Genomic DNA, 6,448 nt, shown 5'->3' with positions numbered 1-6,448 from the left:
AGTCAGAATGCTCCCATCGTTGGGCTGGCTCATCGTAGTTTCCTCAGCAACTGCTCTACTGCCTTCAGCCTATGCCCTATTTTTATGCGTTTGCCCTAGACATTACCTTAAGCCAAGGTGTTTGTTTGGGAATCGGTATTATTATCAGGATATTTGGTTCTGGTGGGGAACAGTCACCAGACGTAAGGGGGAAAGAGCAGTGTAAATCTGCCGCTGTCCCGCAACTGTGATCCAATTTTGAATTGTCGATTTTAGATTTTCGATGGAGTCTACTATCACCTCAATCCAAAATTGTGTAAGTCAGGATGCCCGCCGAATGTGAAAACCTGTGTTGAATCTACAAATCTGCGAGGTACAGACAACCATGAAAAAGCATCAATTCTTCAGCCTTGTGATGATGGCAGGGCTGAGTTGCTATTTAGTCGTTGGATCGCCCAAGCCTGCCTATGCCATGCATATCATGGAAGGATTTTTGCCCGTCGGCTGGGCTGTTTTCTGGTGGGTCGTGTATTTGCCCTTTCTGTTCTGGGGACTGCGATCGCTCACTCACATCACCCGTCAGCATCCTGAAACCAAACTATTACTGGCACTGGCAGGTGCCTTTACCTTTGTTCTCTCTGCCTTGAAAATCCCCTCAGTGACGGGTAGTTGTTCTCACCCGACGGGGACTGGCTTGGGAGCCGTGTTATTTGGTCCAGCCGTAATGTCGGTTTTGGGCGGTTTAGTGTTGCTATTTCAGGCATCACTGCTGGCACATGGCGGCTTAACGACGCTCGGTGCCAATGCCATGTCGATGGCAGTTGTGGGTCCTTTCATTGCCTATGGAATTTATCAACTGGTGATGCGCTCCAGTGGCAGACAAACCCTGGCGATCTTTCTGGCAGCCGCTCTGGCAGACCTGATTACCTACGTCGTCACATCCCTGCAACTGGCTCTAGCGTTTCCATCGGCAACCGGAGGCTTCTTCGCCGCCTTTACCAAGTTCGCCACAATTTTTGCTGTGACTCAAATCCCCCTTGCTGTTAGCGAAGGGTTGTTGACGGTGCTGGTATGGAACTGGTTGCAGACCTACAACCGAGAAGAATTGCAAGTCCTGAATTTGATTAAACAGGAGTTATCGGCATGAGCCCCAAAAGTCAACGTTGGAACAATTGGATATTGGTTGTGGCGTCAGTGGTGCTGGCGATCGCCCCTCTATTTTTAGTGCGCGAAGCGGAGTTTGGCGGAGCCGATGGCGAAGCAGAAGCCGCGATTCAGGAGATCAACCCCACCTATCAGCCCTGGTTCAATCCTTTAGTTGAACCTGCCAGTGGTGAAATTGAATCTCTGTTATTTGCCCTGCAAGCCGGGCTGGGAGCGGGTGTCATTGGCTATGTGACTGGGCTGTATCGAGGCAGTCGTGAGCGACAGGCATCCCAACACCATCCAGAAGTGAGCCAGTCTCGTTCGGAATTCAAAGATCATTAGTTGGATAAATGCATCATCATCTCGATGCCTATGCCTACACCAACCGTCTCCGACCCTTACCGCCCCAACAAAAGCTGATCTTTGCCCTGGTGGTGCTGGCGATCGCCCTGATCGCCCATCCCGCCACTCAGGGAGTCATTTTCATCTGGCTCAGTGTATGGACAGTTGGCTATGCTCGAACTCCTGTCAGGGTCTATGGATCGGTGCTGGTCGTGATGCTGATCTTTCTGTTGACCAGCATTCCAGCATTGGTGTTGGAGATTGTCCCGGTGGATCAACGTGCTCTGATCCAGACGAATTCGTTTGGGGGACTGGTGGTGGGGAATTGGTATGGTTTTATCAGTCAATCGGGCTTAGTACAGGCGATCGAAGTGGGGATGCGATCGATTGCCTGTACTTCCTGTCTGTTATTCATTCTATTCACTATTCCATTTGCAGAATTGTTGTCAATCTTGCGTCAATGTCGTGTCCCTACGGTGTTGATTGATCTGTTGCTACTGATGTATCGATTCATTTTTCTGTTTCTCGATGTTTTAACGCAACTTCAACTGGCACAACGGGCACGCGGTGGTTATCGGACTCGCCAGCGGTGGATGCACAGTACAGGACTATTAGTCAGTCAATTGATGGTGCGATCGCTGCAACACTACCATCGCTTTTCTCTTGCTCTCGCTTCCCGTGGTTTTAACGGCACTTTTCAAGTCTACTCTAATCCGTCTTATCGTTACTCCAAACGCTATGCGATCGAATCTCTGGTTGGATTTGTGGGATTAGTGATTTTAGATTTTAGATTTTAGATTTTGGATTCTTCTTCACCCGACTCCCGACTCCCGCCCCCCACTTCCCCCCATGCTCCTCCCACTCCTGAAATTCCAAACCGTCTCCTACACCTATCCCGGTGCATCTCATCCTGCGATTCAAAACCTCAGTTTAACCATCTTTGCGGGACAAAAAATCGTCATTCTGGGGCACAACGGCTGTGGCAAATCAACGTTGCTATTTCTGGCAAATGGGTTATATCGCTGTAGTTCTGGTGTGATTTCCTGGAAAGAAGACCCCCTCCGCTATCATGCACCGATACTGAACCAATGGCGACAACGGATTGGTCTGGCGTTTCAAGACCCGGAACAACAACTGGTTGCGGCGACTGTTGCTGAAGATATTTCCTACGGACTCTGCAATTTGTCCTTGTCCAAAGCCGAAGTTGCCCAACGTCTGCATCAAACCTTGCTCGACTTTTCCCTTCAAGATCTCGCCGATCGCCCCCTCCATCACCTCAGTCTGGGGCAAAAGCGACGGGTGGCACTGGCGGGTGTGATGGCATTAAAACCGGAGTTGTTGCTGCTGGATGAACCCACTGCCTATCTGGATCGGCGGCAAGCTCGTTATTTATTTGAAGAACTCGATCGCATCCATGCCAGCGGCACGACGATTGTGATGGCGACCCACGACCTTGATCTTGCTTATGCCTGGGCAGATTGGGTGATTGTGCTGCATGAAGGACAATTGGTGTTATCAGAACCGGCACAGCAGGTCTTCGCGCAGGTGGATGTCTTGAACCAGTTGCAACTGGGGATACCGACTCTGTTGGAATGCTGGTATGCGCTTCCGACAGTCTGGCGCGATCGCTACTCTCCCCCTAAAACGATCTCAGAGTTGCGCGCTCACTGGCTCAATCACTTATCCAGATGACGTTGATGGCAGCAAACAAATGGCTGGATCAGACATTACTCCCGAAATTCTTCAGACGATCGCTATTCTGGAAGCCTTGGAGACACTGATAGACAATGCTCCCAGTTCTAAAGTTGAAGCGATTTTGCAGGAAGCCTGGATTAAGGTGAGTGAAACCTTCCCGGATGATTTCAAAGAGGCTACGCGAGAAGATGCCGGAGCAGAGGGTTTACGGCGCTATATTCGCGTTAAGGCATTTTTTGAGAACCCCACTGAGAATCCTGTCAGCCCAGAAGACTTGGAGGCATACTATCGCAATCGTGAACCCGTGGATGAAGATTCAGCAGAATTTTTCTTTCCAGAGTGAGGGGCGATTCTCCTGCGGAGACACTTTGTAAACGAAACTGCTGATTCAATGAAGCTAAAGTGCGATCGTCCTCCATCCAGGGTGACATCGGCATAGGCAATATCCCCTTGCTGATAGACTGGGATATTGGGGCGCAGGGTGGGAAAGGTGGCTACTAGGTTGTCGTTGATCAAGATAGCCTGGGCCTGGTAGCCAATAGGCCAGATCAGCCAGAGACTGGCCAAAAATCCTAAAAGCAGGAGTTGGAACCATCGACGCCAGCGGTACAGAGGTCGAGCCATGCCATCGCCCAAATTGAAACCAAGAAATGCAGTTTCCCTCGGTTCACTCACACGATCAATAGCATTTTTCATCGTGAAGCCATCCATCGGTAGCGTATAGCTATCTCTTATACCACTATCGATAGCAGATGCTTAAGAAATCAGGCACTGCCTATCAAAAATGATCGAACCGAAGGTAGTTTATGGCAACTAAAGTTGTAGCAACCACAGGGTGGGTTAGGACAGGAGGAAGGTCCACCACTGCAGCTCGATCGGACAACCTGAGAGTCAGCCCCTTGAGTCTTGGTAAACTTCCGTGGAACTTGCAGTAATGTCAAGATTGGCTTCATGATCTCCATTGCAGCGTTAAGGCACTTGTCATCCTGCGCCAATCTGGGTAAAGCGGGGTTTAGGTTATTGTGGAGCCATAAACACTATCCCGCTGATTTGGCAGCGTTTCCCCCATCTGCTCTGAGTTTGGGTAAATGGTGGATATGGGAGAATCAACCTTACCCGGTGGATTACACCGATCTGCCAATGGCTTTCATGGGTTGTTTGGCATGGGGACGTGCTAGCGCAGGAAGCTACTGGTCAACCACAGCAAAAGCAGGGTAACGAAGGATGCAAAGGTTTCAGCGCTGATGCCAATCGCCTGAAGTTGCCCCGCCAGCAGCGCCCCAATTTGCAGTCCTAAAACGACGCCTAGGATCAAGGCAGCAAAGCTCAGAAGTAGCGATCGCCCAAACTTCTTCTCCTTGCGGTTGAGAAAATAAAAGCTGCACGCCAAACCTAGGGCAAGGGCGATCGTAGGCGAGCTAATCGCCAAAGCCCCTGCAGCGAGTAACAATCCCGCAGGCCATAAAATATCGGCTCGACTCGGTGTATCCAGCAAACGCTCCAGCCAGGGCGGCGTTTGCTGTGTCCGGGGTGCTTTCAAATCTGGCAACGTATCCGGCACCTGACGTTCTGGGAATCGGATTCGATCCGGCACCTTAATTTTGCCTTCTTGGCGCTGCCGCAGACGATCCATCAAAATAGCGTCATACGCCGCTTCAATGGCTTCTACCTGTTTGCGATCGTTGCCACATTCCTTAACCAGACGGTTGCGGGCATCTTGAATCTCTTCAAAGGATGAATTCTCATCCACACCTAGCATGTCATAAGACTTTTGGTCGCTCATCTACTTCCTCCAGAGGACTCCCAGTATATCCATTATGAAATGACTGCCCAGAAAAATCAGCGATCGCCAACAGATTGCTGCGGGAGTCAAGCGTAAATCTAGTGATCTCTTAACGCAACATAGGCTAAGCTTACTAAAGCTCTCCCTAAAAATATTTTGAATATGCTGACGTTTTGACGGGAGGCTGACAACGTTAGTATCTACCAATTTACAAATCGCCCTAATCTATAAGAGGACATGGGGAATGCATAAGTTATACATTAGTGTAGCCACTAACGCTTTTGTTGGTTTAGTCCACGTTTGGGCAGCACGTATAACGTCATAGCTATGAGCGATCGTCTACTATGGCCTCTCATACGTATCTACCGCGAAGTGACATGAAATACGATTTTCCTCATAGAAATCTTATGATTTGCTCCATCTCTTCACAAAGCTGTTAACGTTCATGACATCATCCTTGTTTGATTTTCTCGTTTAGTCCAGTCATCACATCTAGATCAACATAATAGTGACTATGGGTTCAGCCAAAATCCTGATTGTTGACGACGATCCATCAATCCGCACCCTCATCCACCGCTTTCTTGCCAAGCAAGACTACCAGATTGAGTCTGCCGAAGATGGAAAGAGCGCTATGGCCGTCTTTGAGCAATTTAATCCAGATCTGGTCATCTTAGATGTCAACCTTCCCGATGCCACGGGATATGCCCTTTGCAGTGAAATGCAAACTCGTACTGGGGTATTCGTCTTGATGCTCACAAGCCGCACCGATGAATCCGACAAAATTCAAGGATTTAATCAAGGTGCTGATGACTACATCACCAAACCGTTTAGCCTCTGTGAACTAGAAATGCGCGTCAGCGCGATCCTGAAACGGCAGCGCCCAGTGACGACGGCTGAGCAGCAATGCTTGAACTATCAGGATCTAAGCATTGATCCGGTTCGGAGAGAAGTGACCCTACGCGGAGACATTATTCCTCTCACTGCACTTGAATTTGACCTTTTGCATTTCCTAGCCAGTAATCCGGGGCGGGTCTGGCGTCGGGCAGAGTTAATTCAAAAGGTATGGGACTACGACTACGTAGGCGACCAGCGTGTTGTGGATGTCCATATTGGTCAAATCCGTAAAAAGATTGAAACAGACACGTCCCAACCCGCATTGATCCAAACCGTGCGGGGTGTCGGCTACAAGTTCGAAGTTCCCGAAGTGGAAGCATCAACCAGTTCTAGCTAGCTCGCTAAGACATGTAGGTGGACATTAAGGAACCCCTTTTGGTAGGGTGCTATTAGGTATGGCGGTCATGCGCCGCCCTGCATTCCGCTGCCGCTAATGCATCCTACTGCAAATTAATAGGGCCACCTACTTAGCCACTTTCACATCCAAGGATCAGCGTTTCATAAAAATAAATGCTACCCAGCATTGCGAGGTAGCATTTTACCGATGGTATCAAAACGAAACCTAATACCAACCTAATTTGAACTTGTATAAAACGAATTTTAGCCAGA

Annotated in this window: 8 protein-coding genes and 1 riboswitch; of the genes, 6 read left to right on the top strand and 2 right to left on the bottom strand. The window is 49.3% G+C overall.

Annotation, left to right across the window (positions count from 1 at the left end):
- Positions 1 to 137 precede the first annotated feature (137 nt).
- Positions 138 to 332: riboswitch (cobalamin riboswitch) on the top strand.
- A 65-nt stretch (positions 333 to 397) separates the two neighbouring features.
- Genes IGR76_12580 through IGR76_12560 form a run of 5 tightly spaced genes read left to right on the top strand, consistent with a single transcriptional unit; the run spans position 398 to position 3,505 of the window.
- Positions 398 to 1,126, top strand: coding sequence for an energy-coupling factor ABC transporter permease (locus tag IGR76_12580; protein ID MBF2079321.1), 729 nt, complete (start codon positions 398 to 400; stop codon positions 1,124 to 1,126).
- Positions 1,123 to 1,467, top strand: coding sequence for an energy-coupling factor ABC transporter substrate-binding protein (locus IGR76_12575; GenBank protein MBF2079320.1), 345 nt, complete (start codon positions 1,123 to 1,125; stop codon positions 1,465 to 1,467). The genes IGR76_12580 and IGR76_12575 overlap by 4 nt, the downstream gene beginning before the upstream one ends.
- An 8-nt stretch (positions 1,468 to 1,475) precedes the next feature.
- Positions 1,476 to 2,264 carry a cobalt ECF transporter T component CbiQ gene (gene cbiQ, locus IGR76_12570; GenBank protein ID MBF2079319.1) on the top strand — a complete coding sequence of 263 codons (789 nt, stop codon included), beginning with the start codon at positions 1,476 to 1,478 and terminating at the stop codon, positions 2,262 to 2,264.
- A gap of 52 nt (positions 2,265 to 2,316) precedes the next feature.
- Positions 2,317 to 3,159 (top strand): ABC transporter ATP-binding protein, encoded by an 843-nt coding sequence (locus IGR76_12565; protein ID MBF2079318.1) that lies wholly within the window; start codon positions 2,317 to 2,319, stop codon positions 3,157 to 3,159.
- Between the two features lie 19 nt (positions 3,160 to 3,178).
- On the top strand, positions 3,179 to 3,505 hold the full coding sequence (locus IGR76_12560) for a hypothetical protein (protein ID MBF2079317.1): 327 nt from the start codon (positions 3,179 to 3,181) through the stop codon (positions 3,503 to 3,505).
- Here the strand turns inward: IGR76_12560 and IGR76_12555 are convergent.
- Together IGR76_12555 and IGR76_12550 are read right to left on the bottom strand one after the other, a co-directional pair.
- Positions 3,448 to 3,858, bottom strand: coding sequence for a hypothetical protein (locus IGR76_12555; GenBank protein MBF2079316.1), 411 nt, complete (start codon positions 3,856 to 3,858; stop codon positions 3,448 to 3,450). The two genes, IGR76_12560 and IGR76_12555, sit on opposite strands and share 58 nt — an antisense overlap.
- Positions 3,859 to 4,336: 478 nt before the next feature.
- Entirely contained in the window at positions 4,337 to 4,945 is a 609-nt protein-coding gene (locus IGR76_12550) for a CPP1-like family protein (GenBank protein MBF2079315.1), read from the bottom strand.
- A 514-nt stretch (positions 4,946 to 5,459) separates the two neighbouring features.
- Here IGR76_12550 and IGR76_12545 point away from each other — a divergent pair.
- The gene (locus IGR76_12545; protein ID MBF2079314.1) at positions 5,460 to 6,176 is read left to right on the top strand and encodes a response regulator transcription factor; all 717 of its coding nucleotides are present in this window, start codon (positions 5,460 to 5,462) and stop codon (positions 6,174 to 6,176) included.
- Positions 6,177 to 6,448 lie beyond the last annotated feature (272 nt).

Source organism: Synechococcales cyanobacterium T60_A2020_003, from assembly GCA_015272205.1.
In the GTDB taxonomy this organism is placed as follows: domain Bacteria; phylum Cyanobacteriota; class Cyanobacteriia; order RECH01; family RECH01; genus JACYMB01.
The sequence above is the reverse complement of the archived record's forward strand: the minus strand, read 5'-3'. Positions and strand labels throughout refer to the sequence as shown.

What these genes read in the sequence shown, in the direction of transcription:
- IGR76_12555 (MBF2079316.1), bottom strand. Translation starts at nt 3,858, where the DNA reads ATGAAAAATGCTATTGATCGTGTGAGTGAACCGAGGGAAACTGCATTT.
- IGR76_12560 (MBF2079317.1), top strand. Translation starts at nt 3,179, where the DNA reads ATGGCTGGATCAGACATTACTCCCGAAATTCTTCAGACGATCGCTATT.
- cbiQ (MBF2079319.1), top strand. Translation starts at nt 1,476, where the DNA reads ATGCATCATCATCTCGATGCCTATGCCTACACCAACCGTCTCCGACCC.
- IGR76_12545 (MBF2079314.1), top strand. Translation starts at nt 5,460, where the DNA reads ATGGGTTCAGCCAAAATCCTGATTGTTGACGACGATCCATCAATCCGC.
- IGR76_12565 (MBF2079318.1), top strand. Translation starts at nt 2,317, where the DNA reads ATGCTCCTCCCACTCCTGAAATTCCAAACCGTCTCCTACACCTATCCC.
- IGR76_12580 (MBF2079321.1), top strand. Translation starts at nt 398, where the DNA reads ATGGCAGGGCTGAGTTGCTATTTAGTCGTTGGATCGCCCAAGCCTGCC.
- IGR76_12575 (MBF2079320.1), top strand. Translation starts at nt 1,123, where the DNA reads ATGAGCCCCAAAAGTCAACGTTGGAACAATTGGATATTGGTTGTGGCG.
- IGR76_12550 (MBF2079315.1), bottom strand. Translation starts at nt 4,945, where the DNA reads ATGAGCGACCAAAAGTCTTATGACATGCTAGGTGTGGATGAGAATTCA.